The organism is Microbulbifer sp. GL-2 (genome assembly GCF_007183175.1).
Lineage (GTDB): Bacteria > Pseudomonadota > Gammaproteobacteria > Pseudomonadales > Cellvibrionaceae > Microbulbifer.
Genome location: NZ_AP019807.1, coordinates 3,055,510 through 3,081,424 on the forward strand (window position 1 = coordinate 3,055,510; position 25,915 = coordinate 3,081,424).

The following is a 25,915-nucleotide window of genomic DNA, read 5'->3' on the forward strand; positions in this document are numbered from 1 at the left end:
GGCTTTTAAGCAACCTTTTTCGGGTTCTCCAGCTACAAGGAGTATCAGTAAGGCCCTGAGTCAGGGGCGCCTCAGCACCCCAGGCACATCGGGTTACCACCCTGTGAGAGTGATCAATTGCAGGTTGCGGGACCAATCTGCTCCCAAACTATGGAAGTACCAGGCTCGTCACCCTGGGTCCACCACTTGGCGCGGTAACGGGTACCGTCGTGATTTACTTCGTCCCCACCGTTGTAACTGGTCGTTGCATTCCATGGTATTTCGACTTCACTGATCAGTGTCCAGGCAGCTGCGGTTATCCCCGGCTCCATCTGGGTCCAGTACTTGGCCTGCCAAACGAGATTCTGATGGCTTACCTGGTCACCGCCCAGGTAAGTGCCCCCCATATGCCAGGCAGGGTAATTATCTGCGTTGGGGTCGGACTGGCTGCAGCTATCCCCGGTATTGGTCACATTCACTTGTACTTCGGCAGAGACACTGGTGAAGCCATCGCTGACGGTTACTGTCGCGGTGAAAGCAGTATTCGCTTGGACCCGGGGTGCTGTGAAGGTAGCACTGGCACTATCGCCATTGGCTACAGAAAGGCCCGGTGCAACCCAGCTGTAAGTAAGCGTATCACCATCGGGGTCACTAGCATCGGCAGAAACACTGACGCTCTCACCCTCAGCAACAGAGACATTGGCTGGGACAGAAACGACGGGGGGTGCATTATTTCCCTCTGGTAACAGAGTCACTAAGACATTATCGGTATTCGATAACTCACCATCGCTCACAGTGAGTTCAAATTCCAACTGCGTCTCCATAGTAACCTGCGGAGCGATAAACTCTGGAGTAGCACTATCCGTACCCTGTAGCGGTACTGTGGGGGTACCGATTTGAGTCCAGGAGTAGGTCAAAACATCACCATCTGGATCACTGGAAGCACTACCTTTCAAAGTCACTGAAGCGCCGCTCACCACTGACTGATCAACTCCCGCATTGGCTGACGGTGCTCGATTGGCCATGCCATCACCGTGGCCTAAGCTCTCGTGCATGGCATTGAGAATGTCACCGTTGTCTGCATCAATTTCCCAAGCAAACAAACCTGCGAGACCATTGCTTCGTGCGTAAGTACCTTTTTGCATGACGGAGGTGACATTGTCATAGGTAATCAGGTCACCGGTATCCGCCTTGAAGATATAGGCGCCCTGAGCAGTACTGTCGTAGTGCTCCTGCCACTGACCGCTGGCAATCTTCCCGGCAATATCACGGTAGTCCACAATGCCGGCTTCCCAGGTGCCAGGAGTCGCTCCGGTCGCTGTTCCAGTCAGGTGATCAGCACCGGTCCAACCGGTAACCCCGGTCCAACCGCGACCATACATCGCAGTACCCAGCACCAGCTTAGACGGTGGTACACCAGCGCCAATCAATGCCTGTACACCGGAATGGGCATTGTAGTCATCTGTCGGGTTCCAGCTCGGAGCATAAATCGCCGTCTGGTGGCCAAGGGTCTCGTTACTCCAGGCTCCGTAGAAGTCATAGGTCATCAAAAACAGATAATCCATGTACTGTTCGACGTTCGAGTAATCGACATCTTCGATCTTGTCAGCTCCAGCACCAATAGCAGAAGTGAGCTCGTATTCACGGCCGCTTTCCTGCTCGAGCTGGTCCAGCATTGCGCGCAGTTCCTTCATCAGTAAGCGGTAAGTCTCACCATCGGTAGTGGGATCGCCAAGGTTGGGATTCGCACCCTGGCCACCAGGGTACTCCCAATCGATATCCACACCGTCAAAGAATTTCCAGGTACGCAAAAACTCCTCTACTGAATCCACAAAGCGGGTACGAAGGTCAGGATCATCAAAGAAGTAGAACGGATCGGATAGGGTCCATCCGCCGATCGACGGTAGTATCTTTATATCTGGGTAGGCCTGCTTCAACGCCATTAACTGGCCGAAGTTACCCTTGTAGGGATCGGACCAACTGTGCCCTGCCTGTGATTTCTGCAGTGCCGCAAACGGATCGTGGATCGAAACTTTGAAATCTTCCCGCCCAGAGCAAGAACGTTGTAGAGCTTGGAAGCTGCCTTCAATTTCCTTGAGACTGTCGTTGATGCCGTCGCCGCCGCAAATAGGAATAAAACCGTATAAGATATGGGTGAGGTTATAGGCCGGGATCTTGTCAACAGGAAACTTACGACCATATACACCCCACTCCACAAAGTAAGCACCCACAACAGATCCGCTGTTGTTAGTGTAAGGCTGGTTGTTTTCTCCATCATTGAGCACGATTGGGCCCAAGTGGCTTCCGTCAGTATCAGCTACGACGATGTCAGTTATTTCTGAACTGCTGCAACCGGAGGAGTTACATAGGGCGACCTGCAGTTCGTATTGGCCTCCTTCACTGATCTGCAATGTGGCAGTTCCGCTCTGGTTACCGGCACCATTTACCGGCTGCTCGAGTACAACTTGTCCATCGAGCAGATACTGTGCAGTGTCGGCGTCGTCGCCGGAAAACTTGGACCAGGCCACCGGTACTTCGGCATGGTCTTTGATGTTAACCAGCTGCTCGTAGGCGGTAGCCGCCCCATCAACTTCAATAATGGCAAAGCTGGTTTCCATATTGTTGATGGTGGGTGCACCTGGGACTGCGAGTGCGGTCGAACTGGCTAAAGCAAATATCAATGGAGTTTGCGACCGGGTCAGGAATTTAGGCGTTTGCATAGGGTTTACCTTGAGCAAGTTATTTTTATTGTTGGCCATCGGCAGTTAGGTGTTGCGATCGCCAAAATGACACCGCTGTCAAAATATCAGTGCTTATGGGGAATCGCAATGCAGAAAGGGACGAATTGCTACGAGGTAAAAAGAATTGAAATGAAAGTTCCGCCATTGTGGGTGATATGTGGCTCGTATCACAAACAAAACGGAACTTTACGAGCATATGACTGAGGCAAGGCATTGCGTCTTGTCCCAGGGGAGGTGCGGACTGATCAACCCGGATCGAGGGGAGAAAACGAGGAGTGCTGGTGGGTTGCTTTCTTGCACCGAGCAGGGGCTTTACCGGTGGTGATCGTTACGATTCACGGACCAGCTCGCAGCCGGTAAGGGGGGCGCAGGAATAACAAAGTTAAGGAACCTCTGATCAACCAAGCATTTTTCTAGAGTTAAGCTGAGCCGCTTAAAAAATTCACTTTTTTACTCGCAGACGCTTAATTTTCGCGTAATAGTTCCCTGATTTTTCACCTGAAGTCCTCAATAGGCGAATTTCAGGCGCACCCCCCTAGGCAGCCAAGTATTTTTTCACTATTAGTAAGTTAATGAAGCCTGCGAGCAAGCACAGCCGCTCAGTATTTTTTACCTGTCCTTGATAGCGGACCTTGTCATAACCAAATACACGCTTGATGTAGCGAAAGGGGTACCCGCCTTTCTTGGTCTGATACATCTCTGGATCACGGGCCTTTTTACGATTTTTCTTGGAGCTGGCTGCATTGATAATCGTTACATCCACGATGCTGCCTTCTTTCAGCTGCATGCCGGGTTCTTTGAGGTGACTATTTATCTCTTCATAGAGCTGGCGAGCCAGCTGGTGTACTTCAAGTAGGTGGCGACAGTTAAGGATAGTAGTCTCATCAGGAATAGGCTTAGTAAGTGTCAGGCCAGTAAAATGGCGCATAGCCTCAATCTCATAGAGGGAATCCTCTATTTCTGCCGAATTAATACAAATTTACACGGAATTATTTAGGGGTTCCCTAGTAAATCATTAAATTGTTTGCCAGTGCCTATGTTTCGCAGGGCGGAAAATAATACCAGTTGTCCGTCCTGCCTTGGGATTGGGTCTCTTTATCTAATAAACATTTTAATTGCCTGTAGTGTCAGTGCTTAATCTATCTCCATGATTTGATGAGAGTGAATTAAAGTGCGGAGAAAGGCGGTTATGCTTAAAGTCCCCTCGGAGTGGTAGTCCTGTATCTTCGCATGAATCAGGAATGAACTTTAAAGATCTTTTATCGATAGTTTCGTTGTTCAGCAGTTGGGTATAAATGGAATATAGCTAAATTATATATAACAAATAGCGGAAATGCTCATGAAAAATAAAAGCATGATTATGTTAGAGTTGGTAATCTTCTGTTTGTGTATATTAGTCGTTCATGCTCAAGCCGTTACTTTCCAAGCAGAGGATTACACTTGGTTTTATGATCGGACACCGGGTAACAGCGGGGGTGCCTATAAAAACGATGACGTAGATATAGAAGCTACTAAAGATCGTGTCGACGGCTTCAATGTTGGCTGGATTGATCAGGGAGAGTGGCTTGCCTACCAAAATTTACAAATACCCAGTACAGGAAACTATACGGTTCGTATGCGGGTATCCAGTCCTTCAGGTGCCACAGCATCTGTCGATTTAAACGGTGGTGCAACTGTATTGGGTAATGCCGTCATCCCCAATACCGGTGACTGGCAGAAATGGCAGAATGTCGAATTTACCGCCAAAATAGAGGCAGGCACTTATAGTTTGGGTGTTTACGCAGTGTCCGGTGGCTGGAATTTCAATTGGATCGAAATAATTGCTGCAGACCCCGAGAATCTTGTTTGGGCCGACGAGTTCAATAGTATCGACAACAGCAGTTGGAGTTTCGAAATTGGTGGTGCTGGCTGGGGTAACAGCGAGCTACAGTATTACACTGACGGACAGAATGCGACGATTCAATATGATAGCACTGTGGATAGTAACGTGTTGGTGCTTGAAGCCAGGCGAGAGAATCCCAACGATTACGAATGCTGGTACGGTCATTGTACTTTTACTTCCACACGATTGATATCCAGGAATAAAAAATCATTCCAATACGGCCGAATTGAAGCACGTATGAAGCTCCCACAAACCCAGGGGATATGGCCTGCTTTTTGGGCATTGGGAAATAACTTCGACAGCGTGGGTTGGCCTCTGAGCGGAGAAATTGACATTATGGAGCATGTCGGTTTTGAGCCCACACTAACTCACGCTGCCATGCACGGCCCCGGCTACGCTGGTGCTACACCGATCTTTGGCACTTACGATCTGGGTGAAAGTGCCGATGCTAACTACCATACCTATGCAATTGAATGGAGTTCAAACGAAGTTCGCTGGTTTGTGGATAATAACCACTTCAAAACTGCTACTCGTGCGGACATTGAAGAGCATGGTCAATGGGTTTACGACCAGCCATTCTGGTTATTGCTCAACGTAGCTGTGGGAGGTAACTGGCCTGGAAGTCCAGACAATACATCCACTTTTCCACAGCGCTTGTATGTGGATTACGTGCGGGTATATCAGTAAGTTGAAAGCTCTGTATACACCTCTGACAAATTGAAATTGGCTATAATCGTATCCCTTACTGATCGGAACGTGCAAGCAGTAAGGGATTAAAAAGTCGCTGTGATAACATAATCAATGATTATATGGTGCTGACCGCATTCGTCGAGCTTAATGGTGCAACCAATAAGCCAAACAATCTTGTGCGCGATCGTAAATTTATTCAGGACTTAAGTTTTCAACTGGTAATCGATTTGTATTTTAATGGCGAAATCGAGCTTGATGTACTTCCGAACTCGGTGTCGCCGCAGTAGCATCAGTTGGTGGGCGCTCCCGGCACTGTAGGGAAAGTATCGGTTTAGCTCGCGGGAGATGATCTTGTTAGGGCGATTGAGCTATCGTGTGAAAGCTAGGGTTGAAAACTGTTCCATTATTGAAGTACTTGACCTGGTGTCGTTCTTTCAGGGGCATCTGGTTGCTGCGGGCTCCCATATGGTTTCTGGTTTGTTTATATGAAAGCTAACCAGCCTATAGTCAGCTGGCCTCCTTCGCTATTGTCAAGTCTGTCGGTTATTGTGGGAATCTAGAGGTCATATTATCTCGAATATATCCCCTGTCATCTTATTGCTATTGCCCCTTTTTATTGCCCGTTGAAGTATGTTTGTACGATGTAGCACTCTCATGGAAGTAGTTGCAATAGTGGCTGAGGTTATCTTCAGGTCGTAGATTTATTCATTGAGCAAAGCTATCGATGTTTCGTCGAATACGGTAATAAAAAAATAAAAAGTTAAAGGATAAATTAACGATGAGAGTCAAAAGTTTATTCAATTTAGTCCGTCAATCGAGAAGTGTACTGTCAGTTTTGGTATTTGCTGGATCGGTTTTTATTTCAGTAGGTGTTTTAGCCGTAGAGCCGCTCAGTGTAAATGGAAATCAAGTCTTGATTGGCGGGAAGACTGGAAGCCTTGCGGGAAACAGTTATTTCTGGAGTAATAATAATTGGGGTGGTGAAAAATACTACAATGGGAATACTGTGAGTTGGCTAAAGTCAGATTGGAATTCAACTCTGGTACGTGCAGCCATGGGCGTTGAGGATGATGGTGGATATTTTGAGGACTCAGCTGGAAATGAAGCTAAGGTACGTACTATTGTCGATTCAGCTATTGCCAACGACATGTATGTAATCATTGACTGGCATTCTCACTATGCTCATACCCATGACTGGAATCAGGCGATTCAGTTCTTTAAGCGGATGGCCTCTGATTATGGCCATACAAATAATGTTATCTATGAAATATACAATGAGCCCAAACAAGTTTCCTGGAGTCATGATATCAAGCCTTATGCTGAGTCGATAATCGGCGCTATTCGCTCCATTGACCCCGACAATTTAATTATTGTGGGTACACCTACCTGGTCACAGGATGTTGACCAAGCTTCTTATGATCCCATCCAAGGTTATGCCAATATCGCCTATACATTACATTTTTATGCTGGCACACATGGTCAATATTTGCGGGATAAGGCGCAAACAGCGCTAAATAATGGTATTGCACTTTTCGCGACTGAATGGGGAACCGTGAATGCAGATGGCGATGGTGGGGTAAATTATGGGGAAACAGATAGATGGATGAGCTTTCTCAAAACGAATAATATCAGTCATGCGAATTGGTCAATTAACGACAAAGTTGAAGGGGCCTCTGCACTGGTACCGGGAGCAAGTGCTAATGGTGGTTGGCCTATCTCCAATTTGACTGAATCCGGAAACAAAGTGCGGGATATTATCCGCTCCTGGGAGGGGAATACTCCGAATCCCCCTAATTGCAACACTATTAATTTACCGGCAAAAATTGAAGCTGAGAATTTCTGCGATATGTTCGGAGTACAGGTCGAGAGTACAGCGGACGCTGGTGGTGGCAGCAACGTTGGCTATATCGATAGTGGCGACTGGATGAGCTACAAGGTCAATGTGAGCAGGAGTGGTCAGTATGTGATTTCTTACCGGGTGGCCTCACAGGGTACAGGTGGTGTATTGCAATTGGAAAAGCGGGGTGGTTCTCCAGTATACGGTCAGCTTGATATCCCCAATACTGGCGACTGGCAAAACTGGACCACAATTCAGCATACTGTACCGTTGGATGCAGGAGAGCAGGAAATAGCAATCTCTGCACAGAGTTCGGGTTGGAATATTAATTGGCTGAATATTCAAAGTGATGATGGAAACCCGAACCCACCCGATGATATTGAGATATTTATTGAAGCAGAAAGCTACACCTACATGAGTGGCGTACAAACGGAAGCTACCAATGATATTGGAGGTGGGCTTAATGTCGGTTATATCGATGCTGGGGATTGGCTCGCCTACCACGATATCAACGTCCCGACGAGCGGTAACTATAAAATCGAATTTCGCGTAGCGGCTTTGGGCGATGGTTCCTTGAGCTTTGAGCGCGCTGGAGGAAGCCCCGTTTATGTCACTGCAGAAGTTCCTGATACCAATGGTTGGCAGAATTGGACTACGGTCAGTATGACAGTATATCTGGATGCGGGGGTACAGAATTTTGGAATTGGTGTTCCCGAGGGTGGGTGGAATCTTAATTGGATTCGATTGACCGCACAACAGCAATAGACTTACTCATGGTTGGAATAAAATACAAGAATGTGAACTGAAACGATTTTGGTGAGTGTAAGTAGAAAATAATTTCTTTTTAAAGGTGTTGTAATAATTTTCCATGAATATTCTTTTGGTTGACTTGTTGAAAATTTATTTTCAGTGGTTGATTTTTAGGTCTCAAAGGAATTGTAAGTTTGTTTAATCTGGGGTGTTAGTTATGAATTTAATAAAGGTCATAGGATGCTTTACCTGTGTGGCTATTTTTGCGGTCGGCTCTAGTTTGGTTTGCGCCGGATCACTGACTGTAGGTAGCTATAACATTCACCATGGAGAGGGTACTGACAGGGTTACCTCTCTCCAGAGGATTGCGGAAGTTATTGACAGTATGAGTGTCGACGTTATCGCACTACAGGAAGTGGATTTTGCTAATAGCCGAAGTGATTATATTGATCAGGCCGAGAGTATTGCTTCAATGCTTGAACGCTTATCCGAAGGGAGTGTATGGGTGGCCCTTCCAGCGCCAGCAATTAGCTTTGGGGGTGGTGAATATGGGAATGCAATTTTATATAATGCAAAAAGTGTCTCTCAAAAAAAATACCGCGTTGTTACCCTTCCAGATCCCTACGGTGATGGTGCCCGCTCCATTGGTATTTCCACTTTAGAGAAGGAAGGCACTCTTTTCCAGTTCGGTACGACCCACCTGACCCACATAAATAATCCGTCACCTACTGTACCTGGGCTCACCATCCAGGAAGAAAGTATGAGCATTATTCAACATGAGCTAGACGGTTCTATTCCTGCTATTGTAAGTGGTGACTTCAATGCAGGATTTAGCATCGTAAACCCTGAATCAATGGAATATTGGGAGAAGTCGCTTGGGTGGAATGTGGATAGTCCCAAAGAACAGAGTACTTACCCAGGTATTAGTGAGGCGATTGATTTTATTACCCGTAGCAATACTTTAGGTTGGTCTGTTGTTAATTCCCGAGTTGTTGTTGATGGTCGAACTAAGGTTGCCTCAGACCACTATCCAATAGTCACAACCTATCAAACTGTCCCCACCAGCGCTGATCAGATATTTCTGGAAGCGGAAAATTACACTTACATGAGTGGCGTACAAACGGAATCTACTAATGACACTGGAGGGGGGCTTAATGTTGGTTATATTGATGCTGGAGATTGGCTCGCTTATCATGATATCGATATCCCAGCAAGTGGGAATTATAAAATAGAATTTCGTGTGGCCGCAATGGATGGTGGCTCCCTGAGTTTTGAGCGCGCAGGGGGACATCCCGTTTATGGCACTTTAAAGGTTCCTGACACTAATGGTTGGCAGAATTGGACTACGATCAGTGTGACGGCATATCTAGACGCAGGGGTGCAGAATTTTGGGATTGGAGTTCCCCAAGGTGGGTGGAATCTAAATTGGATTCGATTGACCGCACAATAAAAATGTACTTTCACTATTACTGCATGCTCACCTCAGGGTGAGCCCGAGCTATATTCAATGAATGTGGTCTCTAGCAGGAGGCCATATTCCCCTTCTGGTTACCGGTCTATTTATTTGCTAGATCTCTTTCAGTTTTTGAACTTTGTAAAAATATGAGTAAAAACTCTTTTTTGAGATAAAAAGTATTGCAGTCTATTGTGATTTGTTGGCTTTATTTATGCTCTGGTTGAGGATTTTAGAAATGAATTTAAGCAGCGTAAGTGTTTGGGGGGCTCTACTTGCTTGTCTTATTTTTTCCGCCTGTGAAAATAAAGATATTGGCGTAGACGGTGTGTCTGTCACAAATATTGAGAATTGGCCGAAACTTAGTCCCGCTTTGCCGCTGGATGTTGCTCTGGAGAATAAAATTAGCCACCTTATTGTTCAAATGTCTGATGAAGAGAAGGTTGGGCAGATGATCCAGGCGGAGATCAAATATGTCACCCCCGATGATGTTAAAACCTATCATCTTGGATCTGTACTGAATGGGGGAGGTACCTATCCGAATAATGATAAATTCGCTTCACCTAAGGGTTGGTTGGCATTGTCGGAAGCCTTTTATTCTGCATCTATGGACACCTCTGATGGCGGCGTGGCTATTCCTATTATTTGGGGGTCGGATGCGGTACATGGCCATAACAATATCGTCGGGGCTACCCTGTTCCCCCATAATATCGGTCTTGGTGCAGCTCGTGATAAGGATCTAATATTTCGCATTGGTAAGGCTACTGCCCGTGAAGTATCTGTAACTGGCGTAGATTGGACTTTTGCACCAACAATTGCAGTAGTTCGTGATGATCGCTGGGGGCGGACTTATGAAAGTTATTCTGAAGATCCTGCTATTGTCGCCGAGTATGCCGAAGCAATGGTTGAAGGTCTGCAGGGTATAAAAAATTCTGTGGACTTTTTAAAGGGCGAGCATCTCGTTGGCACAGCCAAGCACTTTGTCGGAGATGGAGGCACAGTTCGGGGTATTGATCGAGGGAATAACACCGTACCAGAATTGGAGCTCGCAGAGGTCCATGCAGCAGGTTATCTGACTGCACTACCTGCAGGTGTACAAACGGTAATGGCTTCCTTTAATAGCTGGAATGGAATTCGCCTACATGGTCATAAATATTTACTTACTAATGTATTGAAAGAGCGTCTGGGTTTTGATGGCTTTGTTGTTGGTGACTGGAACGGACATCGCTTTGTTCCAGGTTGCAGTGTGGATAGTTGTGCTGCGGCAATTAATGCCGGCCTGGACATGTTTATGGTCCCATCGGACTGGAAGGCCTTGTATAAAAATACGCTGGCGCAGGTTAGAAGCGGTGAGATCGACACACAGCGACTGGATGATGCGGTTAGGCGTATCCTCCGTGTAAAAATTCGGGCGGGTCTCTTTGAACGTCAACGTTCATTGGCGGGAAAATCTGGTGTCTTGGGTAACACTGAACATCGTGCTATTGCTCGGGAAGCAGTGCGTAAGTCTCTGGTATTGCTAAAAAATGAAGAACAAATATTACCTTTGAGGTCAGACCAGAATGTCCTTGTTGTCGGTGATGCGGCCGACAATTTGTCGAAGCAGACCGGTGGCTGGACAATTTCCTGGCAAGGTACTGGGAATAGTCGAAGGGATTTTCCTGGAGCCACTTCGATTTTTGAGGGAATTTCGCAGGTAGTAGAAGCTGCAGGTGGTCAGGCAGTCCTGAGTGAAGATGGCTCATTTTCTATTAATACTTTTCTCAATGCTAAAAGACCACAGGTTGCTATCGCGGTCTATGGTGAGGAACCTTATGCCGAATGGCATGGGGATCTCGCTAATATTGAATACCAGATGGGTGATAAAAGGGACTTGGCTCTTTTGAATCAATTAAGGGAGCAAGGAATTCCGGTAGTTAGTATTTTCCTGTCAGGGCGACCACTATGGATTAATAAAGAAATGAATGCATCTAATGCTTTTGTTGCAGCTTGGCTGCCAGGTTCTGAGGGGGCAGGCATTGCTGATGTCTTGTTTCGGAGTGATCTAGGACAAGTGCGCTATGAATTCACCGGTAAATTGCCTTTCAGCTGGCCTATGTATACCCATCAGACAGTACTCAATCCCTATCATGATGACTATAAACCACTTTTCCCCCTGGGATATGGCATGGGCAGTCATGATAGTTCACCAGTAAACCTCAAGTTGACAGAAGTAAGCGAAACCTATGCAAAAGGAAAGCTGGAAGACGCCTGGTTGATGGTATCAAGGCCGCGCTCTCCCTGGAGTTTATATATTAGAGACGGGGAGTCACCGCTCATAAGTGTAAGTAGTAATCGTGTCAGTAGTGGCGCTGATGAGAATATCTTAGTGTCTTCGATTGATATGGAGTCCCAGGAAGATGCGCGTCTGATACAGTGGAGGGGCCTGCGCCCTGGTGGTATCCAGCTATCGGCGGATAGTGATCAGGATCTCAGTCGCTATCTTAAGGAGGATGCGGCATTGACCCTGGATGTTCGTATTGATCAGCCAGTTATCAGTCCTCTTACCGCTGTGATGGACTGTGGTGAAGAGTGTATTGCACGGGTTCCATTGCAATCTTCTCTGCAGTCTTTACCGGTGGGAAGTTGGGAGCACTTCTCGATTGACTTACAGTGTTTTGCCCAACAGGGGGCAGACTTTACAAATATCTCCAGTGCCTTGCGCCTGGAGAGCGAGGGACCATTGACGCTGGCGCTGGCCAATATCAAACTGGTACCCGAGGCCGCAGCTTCCGCGGTGGTAAAATGCGAAGGTTAAGGGGTTTCCTGCTTTTTTCGTTGATACAACTTTTAGTCATGCCTGTGGTTTATGCGAAAGAAACTGAGGTCTGGTTACAGAGGGGGCCCATGTCTATTGCAGTTGAGACAGGGGTTGGTGGAAGAGTGACGGCTTTACGCTATAAAGGCATTGAGCTATTGAGTGGCCGTGATACACATCCAACTAACTTTGGTTCCACTTTTTGGATCAGCCCACAGAGTTTATGGGGTTGGCCTCCGATAGCGGCTCATGACTCAAAGCCATATCAAATTTTAAAGCAAAGCGACCAGGAATTATCTCTGGCTGGCCCAATGGGGGACGGTGCCAGCATAAAAAAACACTTTAGTTTGGTTGCTCCCAATATGCTTCAACTGGATTATCAGCTTGAAGTTACCAAAGATTTTGAAGTGCTGGCGGCCTGGGAAATAACCCGAGTACCATCCAATGGTCACGCCTTTGCCCCAGTAAATACACAGAGTGTAAAAACTGTACGAGGCCGGGTGGATTACGAGTTACACAACGATGTTCTTTGGCTTCCTTTGGACAGTGCTAAGCCTTTGGTTGAAGGGAAGGTAATTGCAAATGGTTCTGAGGGTTGGCTCGCTTACATTAATAGCGGACTCTTGTACGTAAAACTATATCCGGCGATATCAATTAGCCAAATGGCCCCGGGGGAAGGGGATATCGAGCTGTATCTCAGTGGGGCGAAGCCATACCTGGAGCTGGAAATACAAAGTGCCACCCAAATGCTTAAGGCAGGCGAACGTCTCGATTGGCGAACCCATTGGTTGATAATGGAGCTGCCGCACAATATATCGGTTGAGGCTGGGTCTGGCTCATTGGTGAATTTTGTGCGTGGAGAAGTAAAAAGGATGCGACAAATAATAAGGACCTTTGATTAACTGTCTTGTTGAGGAAGAAAATCTAATGCCGCTATTTGAATTTATCGCCTGAGGGGTTGGAGTGTGGTGAGAGCAAGATTCTATAGGAAGCAGAAGGTGTGCTGAGGGAGGTGAGTTAGCGGCCTAGGGGTTATGGTGGGTCCTCACTTTCCATCCGGGTAGGTATACTGTTGTGGGTTTTACTTCCAGGCTTGCCAGTCAGTGACAATTTCAACTTCCCAAAAACGGTTACCGGGGCTTATACAAGCTTCGCTGCAGTGCTACCCAGCACCGGGGCGTCATTGGGTTGGGTTTTCTGGTGGTCTCGATTCTACAGTGCTTCTTCACGTATTGCATAAATGTGAAATTCCAGTACAGGCTGTGTATGTACACCATGGTCTGAGCGAAAACGCAGACCGCTGGCAGGACCATTGCCGGACATTTTCCAACGGGCTAAATATCCCTTTTACAGCGCTTCGCGTGGCAGTAGATAAGAGGGATGGTGGGCTTGAGCAGGGCGCACGCCGGGCCCGTTATCGTGCATTTGAGGAAGTTATGTCCCCTGGTGATCAAATTTTGCTCGGTCATCATGGTGATGATCAGGCTGAGACTTTCTTCCTGCGCCTACTGCGCGGTGCTGGAGTGCTCGGGCTTGCCGGTATGGCTGAGTGGCGCTCGGTGGGGAGTGGCAAATCCCTGCTTAGACCTCTGCTTAAGGTTGGTCGGGCTGAACTGGAGGCTTGGGCTCGGGAGCACAAGCTCAGTTGGATTGATGATGAAAGCAACAGTGATGAAGGCCTGGATCGCAATTTCTTACGCCATCGTATTATGGCTCCGCTTGGGGAGCGCTGGCCGGTAAGGCAGCGGGTTTCTCAGGCGGTAGATAACCTCAGGGAATCCGTCGAGCTGTTGGAAGAGTTGGCACTTGCTGACCTGAATACATGCGACCTAAAGCGAGAGCGTTTAGGAGAGAGCTTGTGTTTGAAAGTGTTTTCAGGCTTGAGTATGGCGCGACGTAAGAACCTGTTGCGGAATTGGATTCTGCGTCAGGGTGGTATGTCGCCAGAGTCGTCCTCGTTGCAAGAAGCTCTGGCACAGGTACATAGTGCGGCGCAGGACGCCCAGCTGGCGGTGCAGTTGGGTGGTCGGGTAGTGAGGCGCTATAGACAGCGCCTCTGCCTTACCCCGGTGTTGGCTCCTCTACCACCTGGCAGCGATATGCCTCTGAATTGGGACGGTGTTTCCAGGCTCGCGTTACCGGGAGGAGGTGTGCTGGAGCCGGAGATGAATTGGGAGGAGGGCGAATACCGAGTGAGTTATCGCTGCGGGGGTGAGAGGGCACACCCTGTAGGTCGTTCACACTCTCAGGCTCTCAAGAAACTCCTTCAGGAGAAGGCCTTGGAACCCTGGCTGCGGGACAGGGTGCCGCTGGTATACCTGGATGGGAAGTTAGTGGCAGTTGCGGGGCTCTTTTCCTGCAAGGTAGATGACAATATCCCAGGGCAGCCTCCCGACTGGCGGTTTTTCGATTGAGTGGGAAGGGGGTTTCTGCTACCCTGACGCCCCGTCTCAAAGGCACCGGGAGAAGCTGGATTATCCGCCCGGGCCAGCCCTGTAAGCTCGACATTCATCGAGCGCTCAACTGACCAAGGTTTTGCATGACGCGCTATATTTTTGTAACTGGTGGCGTGGTTTCCTCATTGGGGAAAGGTATCGCCTCCGCCTCTTTGGCCGCTATTCTCGAGGCCCGCGGCCTCAAGGTTACCATCCTCAAACTGGACCCCTACATCAACGTAGACCCGGGTACCATGAGCCCCTTCCAGCACGGTGAGGTGTATGTCACCGAGGATGGTGCTGAGACTGACCTGGACCTGGGTCATTATGAACGCTTCATCCGAACCCGGATGTCCAAGCGTAATAATTTCACCACCGGCCGTGTGTACGAAACTGTGCTGCGCAAAGAGCGCCGTGGTGACTACCTGGGCGGTACCGTGCAGGTGATTCCCCACATTACCGATGAAATCAAGCGTCGCGTAGTGGAAGGCGGCCGCGATATGGATGTGGCCATCGTCGAGATCGGTGGAACCGTCGGCGATATCGAATCCCAGCCATTTCTGGAGTCTGTACGCCAGTTACGTGTGGAAATGGGAACCAACCGTGCACTGCTTATCCACTTGAGCTATGTGCCCTATCTCGCCACCGCCGGTGAAACTAAGACCAAGCCAACCCAGCACTCGGTAAAAGAGCTTCGCTCGATTGGCCTGCAGCCGGATATCCTGCTGTGCCGCTCTGAACGTGAGATCGATGAAGACTCCTGTCGCAAGATCGCGCTGTTTACTAATGTGGAAGAGCGCGCGGTAGTGCCCCTACCGGATGCCAAGACTATCTACGGTGTACCGCGTCTGCTACACAGTTATGGTCTCGACGATATCGTGGTAGAAAAGCTACAGCTTGATTGTCAGTCCCCCGACCTGTCTGAGTGGGATGCAGTTGTTGACGGTAAGCTCAACCCAGAGCGCGAAATCAAAATCGCCATGGTGGGTAAATATATGGAGCTGCTCGACGCCTATAAATCCCTGATCGAGTCCCTCACCCATGCTGGTATCAAGCACCGCTGTAAGGTGGATATCGACTTTATCAACGCCGAAGACGTTGAAGGTGAAAATGGTATCGATCTGATCAAAGATGCCGATGCAATCCTGGTACCCGGTGGGTTTGGGGAACGCGGCCTTGAGGGTAAGCTGGAATCTGTACGCTATGCCCGTGAGAACAATATTCCCTACCTGGGTATCTGTCTCGGATTGCAATCAGTCGTGATCGAGTTCGCGCGCAACGTGCTCGGTCTCGAGGGTGCCAATAGTACAGAGTTCAATACCAAAACCCCGCACCCGGTAATTGGCCTGATTACAGAGTGGATCGACAGCGAAGGCAATATCGAAAAGCGTGACGAGCAATCCGACCTCGGCGGTACCATGCGTTTGGGGGGCAAGAGTGCCGTCTGGCGAAAGACACCAAGGCCCGTGACATTTACGGCGCCGATGTAATTGTGGAACGCCACCGTCACCGTTACGAAGTGAACAACAACTACGTAGATCGCCTGCAGCAGGCCGGCCTGAAAATCGGTGGCTGGTCCGCGGATGACACTCTGGTGGAAATGGTTGAATTACCTAACCATCCCTGGTTTGTTGCTTGTCAGTTCCATCCGGAGTTTACCTCCACACCGCGCGATGGCCACCCGCTGTTTGAGAGCTTTGTTGCAGCAGCAATGAAGCAGCGGGAAAACCAGGGCTAAAATAGTAATTCCGCCCCTGGCCCAAGAGGTTGGGGGTGAGATAACAGGGAGCTGACAGTGAAAACGATCGAAGTCGGAAATATCCAGGTTGCCAATAACAAGCCCTTCGCTTTGTTTGGCGGTATGAATGTACTGGAGTCCCGCGACTTGGCTATGCAAGTGGCCGAGCACTATGTAAAAGTTACCGAAAAGCTGGGTATTCCCTATATTTTCAAGGCATCTTTTGACAAGGCCAACCGTTCATCTATTCATTCCTATCGCGGACCGGGAATGGAAGAGGGCCTGAAGATTTTCCAGGAAATTAAAGAGACCTTTAATGTCCCCCTGATTACTGATGTCCATGAAGTTGATCAGGCTGCACCGGTCGCCGAGGTAGTGGATATTATCCAGCTACCGGCTTTTCTGGCCCGCCAAACCGATCTGGTAGCCGCTATGGCTGCTACCGGAGCGGTAATCAATGTAAAAAAACCGCAATTCATGAGCCCTCCGCAAGTTAAAAATGTGGTGGAGAAGTTTTCCGAGTGCGGTAACGAGAATATTATCCTGTGTGAGCGTGGTGCCTGTTTTGGGTACGACAATCTGGTTGTCGATATGCTTGGTTTCAGTACCATGATCAATGCCTCTGGTGGTGCCCCGCTAATATTTGATGTAACTCACGCCCTGCAAATGCGCGATCCATCTGGCGCAGCTTCCGGTGGACGCCGTGCACAAGTTACCGAACTGGGCCGTGCTGGCTTGGCTATTGGTATTGCCGGCCTGTTCCTGGAGGCGCACCCGGATCCGCACAAAGCGCTGTGTGATGGTCCCAGTGCTTTACCCCTGGAGAAACTGGAGCCATTCCTTGCGCAGATGAAAGCGGTGGATGATTTGATCAAGGGGCTTGCCCCTTTGGATACCAAATAAAAGTAAGAAATAAATAGTGCGCGCCCTTTCCGGGTGCGTGGTGCCTATCCGGGGTCGCTTTTTATACTGATGCGGCTATCGGAAAAATAATTACAGAGTCAAACTCTGGATTGAGCGGCACTAGTGGAAGCCCTGGGTTTTCCACGCAATAGTTGAAACTTTCTTTTTCAGTAATTACCTACTTTCAGTAAGTAACAATTTCAGTTAGTACCAATACGGAGCCCATTGTTAATGAGCAAGATTGTCGCAGTTAAAGCCTACGAAGTGCTGGATTCCCGCGGTAACCCTACCGTTGAAGCCGATGTAATCCTGGAAGACGGTTCTATCGGTTCCGCCTGCGCTCCTTCCGGCGCCTCTACCGGCTCACGAGAAGCTCTTGAATTGCGCGATGGTGATAAGAGCCGTTACTTGGGTAAAGGCGTATTGAAGGCGGTTGAAAACATCAACACTGCCATCGCCGACTTGCTTAAGGGCATGGATGCAACCGATCAGCGCGCCCTGGATAAGGCGATGATCGATGCAGATGGTACTGAAAATAAAGCCAAGCTGGGTGCAAATGCAATCCTGGCGGTTTCCCTGGCGGCAGCCAAAGCGGCAGCAGCATCGAAGAAAATCCCGCTGTACCAACACATTGCTGAAGTAAATGGCACTGCTGGTGAGTACAGCATGCCGGTTCCCATGATGAATATTCTCAACGGTGGTGAGCACGCCGATAATAATGTGGATATCCAGGAGTTTATGGTACAGCCGGTAAAGGCCGATTCTTTTGCTGAAGCTCTCCGCCAAGGTGCCGAGATTTTCCACTCCCTGAAGGAAGTCCTTTCCAGCAATAATCTGAACACTGCTGTCGGTGATGAAGGTGGTTTCGCTCCTAATCTGCCTTCCAACGAAGCGGCTTTGAAAGTGATTGCTGAAGCGGTAGAAAAAGCCGGCTATACCCTGGGCGATGACATCACCCTGGCCTTGGATTGTGCTTCCTCCGAGTTCTACAAAGAGGGTCAATACGACCTGGCTGGTGAAGGCAAGCAATTCGATAGTGAAGGTTTCGCCAGCTATCTTGCCGATTTGTCAGCCAACTACCCCATCATTTCTATTGAAGATGGTATGGATGAGAGCGACTGGGATGGCTGGAAAGTGCTGACCGATAAAATTGGTGACAAGGTGCAGCTGGTAGGTGATGACCTATTTGTAACCAATACCAAAATCCTTAAGGAAGGTATCGAAAAGGGTGTTGGCAACTCTATCCTGATCAAGTTTAACCAGATTGGCTCCCTGTCTGAAACGCTGGATGCGATTAAGATGGCCAAAGATGCCGGTTATACGGCTGTGATTTCTCATCGCTCCGGCGAGACCGAAGACACTACTATTGCTGACCTGGCAGTTGCGACAGCGGCGGGTCAAATCAAAACTGGTTCCCTGTGCCGTTCCGATCGCGTAGCCAAGTACAACCGCCTGCTGCGTATCGAAGCTGAATTGAATGGTGCTGCTCCATACCGTGGCCGTGCTGAGTTCAAGTAATTACTACTTTTTAGCGTGCAGGCTGGAGGGGCGAATGAGCCTCTCCAGCCTGCTTTAATACGTTCAGCGAAATATCGTAAACCCGTATGAAATGGCTGCTGGCAATTCTTACCATCATACTGCTTGCTACTCAGTACCGATTCTGGGTCGGTGAAGGCAGTCTCGCCGAAGTTACCCGTCTTAAACGACAGCTTGACCAACAGCAGGAAAAGAACGCTGTCCTGATGCGAGAAAACCGTCAGTTATTGCGGGAAGTGCGAAGTCTCAAGGTGGGTACTGAAGGTGTCGAGGCTAAGGCACGCTATGACCTGGGTTTAATAAAGGAAGGGGAAACCCTGTTTATCTTCCTGGATTCGGAAGAGGCCAAAAAGTGATTACAGATTATTGGGTCGTAGTGCCTGCTGCCGGAGTTGGCAAACGTATGGGGGCCGACCGGCCCAAGCAGTATTTACCACTTCTCGGACAGCCCTTGTTGTCCCTGACGCTACGCAATATTTTAACTTGGCCGGGTATCGCTGGAATTGTTGTGGCTTTGTCTGGGGAGGATGACCTCTTCCGACACCTGAAAGAAGCTGCACACCCGCTGGTACACACTGTCACCGGTGGGGCTGAGCGCTCAGATTCTGTTCTCGCCGCATTGAAGTTTCTCTCTGAGCGGGAGGCTAATGATACTCCAGTGCTGGTCCACGATGCTGCGCGCCCCTGTGTAGCATTGGAGGACATTGCTGCTCTGTTGGATAGCGGTGTCTCTTCTACAGCTCTTTTGGCGCGACCTGCCAGTGATACGGTAAAGCTAAGCCGCCTTGAGGATAGAAAAAACTGCGTAGAAAAAACCCTGGACCGCCAACATATCTGGTTAGCACAAACTCCACAGCGTGCGCCACTGGGATTGTTGTACTCCTGTCTCAATCGCGCTCTTGAGCAGGGGCAAGCGGTTACTGATGAAGCCAGCGCGCTCGAGATCTTTGGTCACTCGCCGCAACTTGTTGCGGGGCAAGGCGACAACATTAAAGTGACTCACCCCTCCGATATTATGGTGGCTGAGGCCATCCTGCGTTTGCGCTATGCGCCCACAGAGGATAATCGATAGTGAGTTTTCGAATTGGTCAGGGCTTTGATGTGCATGCGTTTTGCCCTGGTGGCCATGTTGTACTCGGCGGAGTAAAAATCCCCCATGAACTCGGCCTAAAGGCCCATTCCGACGGGGATGTACTCCTACATGCCCTGACTGATGCTTTGCTTGGGGCCCTGGCTCTTGGAGATATTGGCTACCATTTTCCCGACACTGATGAGCGGTATGCTGGTGCTGATAGCCGTACTTTGTTGCGGCATGTTTTAGCATTGCTTGAGGAAAAGGGGTATCACCTGGTGAATGCGGATACTACCTTGATTGCCCAGGCGCCCAAGATGGCACCATATATTGAAGCGATGCGTGGAAATATTGCCGAGGACTGCGGTGTGGATATTGCGGATATCAGTGTGAAGGCAACAACTACTGAAAAGTTAGGTTTTACCGGGCGTCGCGAGGGTATAGCAGCCCAGGCAGTTGTCCTGCTCGAGCGTAATCATGCCTGAAGCCTGGAACCTGAATTGGCCCCGTGCTTTGGGCGGGGCGGCAATCTCCGCAGATTTCCGTACTGAACCGGAAGATTTTGTTGTTGATGAACTGGCGTTTCCCGAGACTTGTGATGGTGGTGAACACGTATACCTGCACATCAAAAAGCGAGGTGCCAATACCGCTTGGGTGGCGAAACAACTGGCCAAACTTGCCGGTGTACGTCCTCTGGATGTCAGCTACTTTGGGTTGAAGGATCGGCATGCTGTAACCACCCAGTGGTTCAGTGTGTGGCTTGGGCAAAAATCTGAACCCGATTGGTCGCAAATTAACAGTGATGAAATTTTATTGCTGCAGAATTTCCGCGGCGCCCGCAAGTTGCGACGTGGAGAGCACGTCGGTAATCGATTCAAAATTCGCCTGCGAAGCACTCGCGGTGATCGCCAGGCTGCACAGCAGGTACTGGAACAAATTGGCGACGGTGTGCCGAATTACTTTGGCGAGCAGCGGTTTGGTATCAAAGGTGGCAACCTCGATTTGGTGCGCCAGCTGGCTGAGGAAGAGGGCCGCTGTCGCAAGAGCGATAAGGCCTTTGCCATGTCGGCAGCGCGCAGCTGGCTGTTCAATCAAGTCCTTGCCGATAGGGTTGGTTCCGGAAACTGGCTGGAGTGTCTTGAGGGGGAACCGGAGGTTGATCCCAGCGGCCCTCTATGGGGGCGTGGGCGCAACCCTGCTGCCGGTATTCAGGGAGAACTTGAAGAGGCGATCCTGCAGGCCTGGCAACCCTGGTGTAACTGGCTGGAACACTGTGGGCTCAAGCAGGAGCGCCGACAGCTGATATTGCGTCCAGAGGCTTTTTGCTTCCAGTGGGAGGGGGATGACCTGACACTAGAATTTGCCCTGCCGCCAGGTGCGTTTGCAACCGCATTACTGAGGGAAGTGGCTGAGCTGGTCAATGTGAACTCGGACACATAAAATTCAGTATTGGAAGCGACAGGCGTGATACAGGGGATGGAACTTAACAGCTTATGGACCGCTTGAGACACGAAGGTCTGGGAATGACCTCCCAGCGCACCCGCAATCGCTTAATTCAGCGCCTGCGGGAAGAGGGGATCAGCAATGAGGAAGTCCTGGATGTAATGGCATCCACCCCGCGACACCTGCTCCTGGATGAAGCCCTGGCGATCCGCGCCTATGAGGATACGGCGCTCCCCATTGGTTATGGCCAGACCATTTCCCAGCCCTATATTGTTGCGCGGATGACTGAATTACTGTTGAGCCGAGCCAAATCCCTGCACCGGGTTTTGGAGGTAGGGACTGGTTCCGGATATCAGACGGCGATTCTCTCTCGTCTGGTGGAACAACTTTATTCTGTTGAGCGTGTCCAACCCCTGTTGGAAAAGGCGCGTAAGTGCCTGACAGAATTGGGCCATCACAATATCGAATACAAGCTAAGCAACGGTGGCTTTGGATGGCCGGAAAAGGGGCCCTACGATGCAATCCTGGCCGCCGCTGCGCCGGCAGTGGTTCCCGATGAGCTGAGGCAGCAGCTTGCTCCGAATGGTGTATTGGTGATTCCGGTGGGATCAGAACAGCAGTACCTGACTATGGTTACCCGTCGTCAGGATAGTGATCAATTTGATGTGGAGAAGCTGGAAGCAGTACGCTTTGTACCGCTACTCAGTGGTGTTGTTCGATGAAATTTGTCGAGAGTTTGAAAAGTCGTTACCCGGGTATCGTGTTGCGTGGTATGGCGATGGGTGCTGCGGATGTTGTCCCCGGTGTTTCTGGGGGAACCATCGCTTTTATTACTGGAATTTATCAGGAGTTGCTGGATTCTCTCAGTCGAATAGGTCCACACTGTGTCACTAAATTGAGAAAAGAGGGCATTGCAGCAACCTGGAAATATATTAATGGTGGCTTTCTGCTCTCCCTTTTTCTTGGGGTTTTGATCAGTATCTTCAGCCTTGCGCGATTGATTGGCGGGTTGTTGGAGAATTACCCCATTGTGGTTTGGTCTTTTTTCTTTGGCCTAGTCTTGGCTTCCACCATACCGGTTATGCGCAATATACCGCGATGGTCCCCATCGGTTTTAGTTTTTTTGATATTGGGTATTGCTCTGGCAGTAACAGTCAGTGAATTGCGTCCGGGGGAAATTCCAGCTACACCACTTACACTGTTCTTATCTGGGGCTCTGGCTATTTGCGCTATGGCGCTGCCGGGTATCTCCGGCGCTTTTATTTTGTTGATGATTGGGATCTATCCCAAGGTGCTCTCTGCCGTTCATGAGTTGCAAATAGCCAATTTACTTTGTTTTGCCACCGGTGCTGCTATTGGACTTATGTTGTTTAGTCGACTGCTTTCCTGGCTGATGCATCGTTATGTTGCTCGCACACTGGCTTTCCTCGCCGGAATTTTATTGGGGAGCCTGAAAATAATCTGGCCCTGGAAATTGCCAATACCTGGGGACCTAGAGGCCTCCAGTAAGTTGGCACCACTGTTGTCAAATGCGACCCCATCCGACTTTGTAGCGCAGACTGGAGAAGCCGCGCACCTCGGTGCAGCCGTGGCAGCAGCGTTGGCCGCCGTAGTATTGGTGCTTTCAATAGACTTTTTTGGAGGGGCTCACCGGGGAAAATCTTGCGCCACACCGCAATAAGATCTGGAAAATCTCGGTATGGCAGCGTTTTATGAAGCTTTTGCCGAGATTTTTGGAGCTTTTCTTTAGACACTTTTTCCATAAATGCCGTGGTCTGATGTAAAAAGAGAATAATGGAATGTCATCTTTTGCTACGCTCTAAAGGCCTTTTTTGGCGGAACATTTACCCCCTTTCTGGTCATTTTTTGATTGGGGTGTTAAAAATATTAGGCATTAGCACTCTGTTATTGCTTTCGGTTTCCTGTAGTAGTCACAGGGCTCCCACCAGCTCCCTGAAGCAGCCCCCCGGTATCCGCATCAACTACCATACGGTAAGTAAGGGAGATACCCTCTATTCGATAGCCTGGCGATACGGCAAGGATTTTCGCCGACTGGCTGCACTTAATGGCATTGGATCCCCTTACAATATTTACCCGGGGCAACGGCTGAAGCTCACTGGAAAGGTACCATCCAGCACCCCTTCAAATTTGCGCAGAGTAGTGAAAAAACCTGTGTCAAAGCAGGCTGTTGCCAAACCGCCAGCCACGACCGCGAGTAAAAAATCTTTAACGCAAAGCTCCCAACGCCAAACGGCTAAGACCAAGCGTGCGGGGGCAATTCGCTGGCGTTGGCCTGTTCGGGGGCAGCTCCTCAGCCGATTCCGCTCTGGGGATCCTTTACGTAAGGGAGTTGATATCGCGGGTGAAAAGGGTGAGTCTGTATTGGCAGCAGCCGATGGCACTGTTATCTACGCGGGAAGTGCGCTGAGAGGTTATGGAAAGCTGTTGATCGTTAAGCACAGTGAAGTTTACCTGAGTGCTTACGCCCACAATCACCGTTTATTGGTGAAAGAGGGCAGCGAAGTCAAAGCGGGGCAACGGATAGCGGAACTGGGTTCGAGTGGTACCGACCGCAACAAGCTCCACTTTGAAATTCGCAAAAACGGTCAGCCAGTAGACCCTCTTGCTTATTTGCCGTAAGTCAGATGGGTGCAGTAAAGCTCTGTAAATAAAAATGGACTTTTAACTAATACCACTTGAGGTAGTCACTGCAATCGTGACGACCGAAGGGTCTGGCCGATTCAGTGGCTGTCGCCACATGCTCATGGCACTTGATTGTAGCTTGATCAGGTTTTTGAGTGTGTTTGGCGGCTGATATTGGCAAAGTACAAGGAGCAGGGGAAATGGAAGCACAACGGCAAGACCAGTCTGTGGCTGGCCAGGCAGAAGACCTTCCTCCTGAGTTGGCAGTAGAGAATGAAGAGCAGAAACTAAGCAGCAGCGAAGAGAGAGGTAAAGGCCGTACACGGAGAAAAGCGGCAAAAAATAACTCCGTCTCCTCCCCCGGAGAAAAGAGCAGGGTTACCAGGTTAGATGGCGACAGCCATTTGCAGAAGAATCTGGACGCTACTCAACTCTATCTGAATGAAATTGGTTTTTCCCCCCTATTGACCGCGGAAGAAGAGGTGTACTACGCACGAAAGGCCTTGCGTGGTGACGGTGCGGCGAGAAAGCGCATGATTGAAAGTAATCTGCGCTTGGTAGTTAAGATCGCCCGTCGTTATGTCAGTCGTGGCCTTGCTCTGTTGGACCTGATCGAAGAGGGCAATTTGGGGCTTATCCGCGCTGTAGAGAAGTTTGACCCCGAGCGCGGTTTCCGCTTTTCTACCTACGCTACCTGGTGGATACGTCAGACAATAGAACGAGCCATTATGAATCAGACTCGGACTATTCGCCTGCCGATTCACGTGGTAAAGGAGTTAAATGTATACCTCCGGGCATCCCGTGAGCTGGCTCAGAAGCTGGATCACGAGCCGTCCGCAGAAGAGATTGCTAACCTGCTGGAGAAACCGGTTGGAGATGTTGAGCGGATGCTAGGGCTCAATGAACGGGTAACTTCGGTGGATACTCCTATTGGCCCCTCTTCGGAAAAGACACTGGTGGATACGATACCCGACCAGCAGGAGTCTGACCCGGCAGAGTTGCTTCAGGACAGTGACCTCTTTGATAGCATTAATCGCTGGCTTGGGGAACTTCCCGACAAGCAGTGTGAGGTAGTTTCCCGGCGATTTGGGTTACGAGGCTATGAAGCGAGTACCCTGGAAGAGGTTGGTAGGGAAATTGGCCTGACGCGTGAGAGGGTCCGCCAGATCCAGGTTGATGCGCTCAAACGCCTGCGTGAAGTGATGGAAAAACAGGGTCTTGATGGGCTGTCCCTGTTCGGAAACTTTTAAACTTGGTCCTTAACTAAGGAAGCCCCACGAAGACAGTGTATTCGTGGGGTTTCCAGAATTCATTCAAAATTGATCGGCTAACAAAAATCCTGTCACTTTCCCAAACTATTTATTTCTTTACCCAGCGTCCGAGATTGTCCTGGTAATACTCGCCTGGAGAGAGGCGCGCCTCCAGTTTTTCCGCCGCACGCGCTGCAACCTGGGCGATATCAATATTATTGCGCTTGGCAATTTGCGTGTAAGCCGTTTTGCGCTTGGCATTTATTTCTTTCACCAGTTTTTCAAGCTCTGGGGAACCGGCATCCACAATAGCGATATAACCACTATTTGCCTCTCCTATCAGTCCCTGGCTCTTGGCCTCATTGAGGGTGATCGCGAATGCTGGAAGTGCGATTATGAGGCCCACTAGCAATAGGGCTCTCTTCAATGTGTTCATGCTTTGCCTCCTTAGAAAATGCCTTCTTTGTCTTCAAACAAGGTGTCGAGGTCCCGATCTACTTTGACCCGGATTTCATGTTCAATCTTAACGTTCAGGTTTACGGTTATTGGCTCACTAGGAGCCTTTACCGCCACAGTTGGTGTACACCCTGTGGCAACCATAACGTATAGCAGTCCTATTGGAATCAGCCGGCTGGCCTTCATCTGATACTCCTTACGGTACCTCTCGGGTACCTTTTACTAGTTGCATCTACAGCAGTTCTCTCTATATCCAGGCCAGGTTCACCAACTATGTCGGGGTTGACCACATTCCCCTATTGTATTGGTT

General features: G+C 49.4%; 20 protein-coding genes and 1 pseudogene. 17 read left to right on the forward strand and 4 right to left on the reverse strand.

The window, feature by feature from the left end; translation table 11 throughout:
• Nucleotides 1-113 precede the first annotated feature (113 nt).
• Nucleotides 114-2,699, reverse strand: a complete 2,586-nt coding sequence (locus GL2_RS13315; RefSeq protein WP_143731121.1) for a glycosyl hydrolase family 18 protein — start codon at nucleotides 2,697-2,699, stop codon at nucleotides 114-116.
• Nucleotides 2,700-3,255: 556 nt separating this feature from the next.
• Entirely contained in the window at nucleotides 3,256-3,648 is a 393-nt protein-coding gene (locus GL2_RS13320; protein ID WP_143731122.1) for a hypothetical protein, read from the reverse strand.
• Nucleotides 3,649-4,059: 411 nt separating this feature from the next.
• On the opposite strand from GL2_RS13320, the gene GL2_RS13325 reads away from it, so the two are divergent.
• The 17 genes and pseudogenes from GL2_RS13325 (at nucleotide 4,060) to rpoS (ending at nucleotide 25,149) form a co-directional block, all read left to right on the forward strand.
• The gene (locus GL2_RS13325) at nucleotides 4,060-5,289 is read left to right on the forward strand and encodes a family 16 glycosylhydrolase (RefSeq protein WP_197736457.1); all 1,230 of its coding nucleotides are present in this window, start codon (nucleotides 4,060-4,062) and stop codon (nucleotides 5,287-5,289) included.
• Between the two features lie 781 nt (nucleotides 5,290-6,070).
• Nucleotides 6,071-7,894 carry a carbohydrate-binding protein gene (locus GL2_RS13330; RefSeq protein ID WP_143731123.1) on the forward strand — a complete coding sequence of 608 codons (1,824 nt, stop codon included), beginning with the start codon at nucleotides 6,071-6,073 and terminating at the stop codon, nucleotides 7,892-7,894.
• 202 nt (nucleotides 7,895-8,096) lie between these two features.
• The gene (locus GL2_RS13335) at nucleotides 8,097-9,329 is read left to right on the forward strand and encodes a carbohydrate-binding protein (protein ID WP_143731124.1); all 1,233 of its coding nucleotides are present in this window, start codon (nucleotides 8,097-8,099) and stop codon (nucleotides 9,327-9,329) included.
• A 241-nt stretch (nucleotides 9,330-9,570) separates the two neighbouring features.
• Nucleotides 9,571-12,129, forward strand: coding sequence for an exo 1,3/1,4-beta-D-glucan glucohydrolase (locus GL2_RS13340; protein WP_232053616.1), 2,559 nt, complete (start codon nucleotides 9,571-9,573; stop codon nucleotides 12,127-12,129).
• Nucleotides 12,130-12,218: 89 nt separating this feature from the next.
• Nucleotides 12,219-13,031, forward strand: a complete 813-nt coding sequence (locus GL2_RS13345) for a DUF4380 domain-containing protein (protein WP_172621145.1) — start codon at nucleotides 12,219-12,221, stop codon at nucleotides 13,029-13,031.
• 201 nt (nucleotides 13,032-13,232) lie between these two features.
• Nucleotides 13,233-14,543, forward strand: a complete 1,311-nt coding sequence (gene tilS, locus GL2_RS13350) for a tRNA lysidine(34) synthetase TilS (RefSeq protein WP_232053617.1) — start codon at nucleotides 13,233-13,235, stop codon at nucleotides 14,541-14,543.
• A gap of 125 nt (nucleotides 14,544-14,668) precedes the next feature.
• A pseudogene (locus tag GL2_RS13355) lies at nucleotides 14,669-16,302 on the forward strand (CTP synthase).
• Between the two features lie 57 nt (nucleotides 16,303-16,359).
• Complete coding sequence (gene kdsA / locus GL2_RS13360; protein WP_143731127.1) at nucleotides 16,360-17,205, forward strand: 3-deoxy-8-phosphooctulonate synthase; 846 nt, start codon at nucleotides 16,360-16,362, stop codon at nucleotides 17,203-17,205.
• Nucleotides 17,206-17,436: 231 nt separating this feature from the next.
• Nucleotides 17,437-18,723, forward strand: coding sequence for a phosphopyruvate hydratase (gene eno / locus GL2_RS13365; protein ID WP_143731128.1), 1,287 nt, complete (start codon nucleotides 17,437-17,439; stop codon nucleotides 18,721-18,723).
• Nucleotides 18,724-18,809: 86 nt separating this feature from the next.
• A complete protein-coding gene (locus GL2_RS13370; protein ID WP_143731129.1) occupies nucleotides 18,810-19,097 on the forward strand; it encodes a septum formation initiator family protein in 288 nt (95 codons plus the stop codon).
• A complete protein-coding gene (gene ispD / locus GL2_RS13375; RefSeq protein ID WP_143731130.1) occupies nucleotides 19,094-19,813 on the forward strand; it encodes a 2-C-methyl-D-erythritol 4-phosphate cytidylyltransferase in 720 nt (239 codons plus the stop codon). The genes GL2_RS13370 and ispD overlap by 4 nt, the downstream gene beginning before the upstream one ends.
• The gene (gene ispF / locus GL2_RS13380) at nucleotides 19,813-20,298 is read left to right on the forward strand and encodes a 2-C-methyl-D-erythritol 2,4-cyclodiphosphate synthase (RefSeq protein WP_143731131.1); all 486 of its coding nucleotides are present in this window, start codon (nucleotides 19,813-19,815) and stop codon (nucleotides 20,296-20,298) included. The genes ispD and ispF overlap by 1 nt, the downstream gene beginning before the upstream one ends.
• Nucleotides 20,291-21,253, forward strand: a complete 963-nt coding sequence (gene truD, locus GL2_RS13385; RefSeq protein ID WP_143731132.1) for a tRNA pseudouridine(13) synthase TruD — start codon at nucleotides 20,291-20,293, stop codon at nucleotides 21,251-21,253. Before ispF ends, truD begins: the two co-directional genes overlap by 8 nt.
• A gap of 53 nt (nucleotides 21,254-21,306) precedes the next feature.
• The gene (locus GL2_RS13390) at nucleotides 21,307-21,978 is read left to right on the forward strand and encodes a protein-L-isoaspartate(D-aspartate) O-methyltransferase (RefSeq protein ID WP_143731133.1); all 672 of its coding nucleotides are present in this window, start codon (nucleotides 21,307-21,309) and stop codon (nucleotides 21,976-21,978) included.
• Nucleotides 21,975-22,937 (forward strand): DUF368 domain-containing protein, encoded by a 963-nt coding sequence (locus GL2_RS13395; RefSeq protein WP_143731134.1) that lies wholly within the window; start codon nucleotides 21,975-21,977, stop codon nucleotides 22,935-22,937. Before GL2_RS13390 ends, GL2_RS13395 begins: the two co-directional genes overlap by 4 nt.
• Before the next feature lie 185 nt (nucleotides 22,938-23,122).
• A complete protein-coding gene (locus GL2_RS13400) occupies nucleotides 23,123-23,896 on the forward strand; it encodes a peptidoglycan DD-metalloendopeptidase family protein (protein ID WP_370452058.1) in 774 nt (257 codons plus the stop codon).
• A gap of 203 nt (nucleotides 23,897-24,099) precedes the next feature.
• Nucleotides 24,100-25,149 carry an RNA polymerase sigma factor RpoS gene (rpoS, locus tag GL2_RS13405; RefSeq protein ID WP_232053619.1) on the forward strand — a complete coding sequence of 350 codons (1,050 nt, stop codon included), beginning with the start codon at nucleotides 24,100-24,102 and terminating at the stop codon, nucleotides 25,147-25,149.
• Between the two features lie 109 nt (nucleotides 25,150-25,258).
• On the opposite strand, the gene GL2_RS13410 is transcribed toward rpoS, so the two are convergent.
• On the reverse strand, nucleotides 25,259-25,585 hold the full coding sequence (locus tag GL2_RS13410; protein ID WP_143731136.1) for a YdbL family protein: 327 nt from the start codon (nucleotides 25,583-25,585) through the stop codon (nucleotides 25,259-25,261).
• A gap of 11 nt (nucleotides 25,586-25,596) precedes the next feature.
• Entirely contained in the window at nucleotides 25,597-25,791 is a 195-nt protein-coding gene (locus tag GL2_RS13415) for a YnbE family lipoprotein (RefSeq protein WP_143731137.1), read from the reverse strand.
• Nucleotides 25,792-25,915: the final 124 nt, after the last annotated feature.